This is a genomic window from Clostridium sp. 1001271st1 H5, assembly GCF_005845215.1.
GTDB lineage: Bacteria > Bacillota > Clostridia > Lachnospirales > Lachnospiraceae > Enterocloster.
Genome location: NZ_SPHO01000074.1, coordinates 1 through 1037 on the forward strand (window position 1 = coordinate 1; position 1037 = coordinate 1037).

Consider the following 1037-nt stretch of genomic DNA (forward strand, 5'->3'; position numbering starts at 1 on the left):
TAGCTCTCCAGATAGGCTTCCGGGTCGGTGGAGAGCTCCAGGCCCTGCTCCCGCAGTTTGTCGGGCAGCTGGGACAGGAGGAAGGACGGCTCTGCCTTGGGTTCCTCCAGCACATCAAAGCTGTCTATGTATCTCATGTGGGGGATCTCACCCAGCACCTGATCGGTGAGGGTGGTGAGCATCCACCAGGCCCGGCCTTCTTCCTCCCGGAGCATAGGCAGCAGCTTTTCGCAGTAAGCGGAGATGGCGAAGCTGTTTTCACCCTGCTCCTCCAGCCAGATCTGCACATCCTCCCCGGAGATATCCCAGCCGTCCTCGGTGCGCAGGCCGATGTTCTGGAGGGGCTGACGGCCCACCAGGATGTTCCAGTGCTCCAGCACCTCCTTGGGGGCGTGCTTCTGGAAGTAGACCAGCTCAAACAGCTTGACCTTGTCGCCCTCCGGGGTGAGGATCAGCTCATGCTTTTTGCCGTTGAAGCCCATCTCGAAAGAGATCTCATCAAAGACCAGATTCAGGGTTTCCTGCATTTGGGCCACGAGTTCGGCACCGCGGGTGTGATCTTTGTCCTCATCCATCATCTGGCGCAATTCTGCTTCCATTTCCGCAAAGGTTTCCCACCAGTCCTCTGTCCGCTCCCGGAAGCACTCCCAGAACTGCGGCAGAGAAATACCCTTCTTGCACCGTTCGATAAACTCTTTGGTGTCATCGTCACCAGGGCGGACTTCCAATGCCTTTTCAAAATATCGCAGAGCCCGGCCCTCCTGATCCAGATAAAAGTAAGAGTAACCCATGCGGAAGTTCCAGTAATAGTCGTCCTCGAAGTATTCCTCATGGGGCTTTAGCAGAGCGAGGGCCTTTTTGAGCATTTCTTTGCAAGTTGGCTTATGTGGGTCTGCCAGATTGTTATAGGCACGGGCTAACTCACTGTCCATCTCAGGGGTACGCTCCTCGGCGGGGATGGCCTCCAGCGCATCAATAATTTTATGTTGTTTGCTCTCCTCATGCCACTTCTGGCACTGCTTCAAAATGTCCATATC

Annotated in this window: 1 pseudogene; it reads right to left on the bottom strand. The window is 55.4% G+C overall.

The annotated features are described in order from the left end of the window. Positions 1-1037: pseudogene (locus FGS84_RS30670) on the bottom strand (hypothetical protein); the annotation flags it as partial.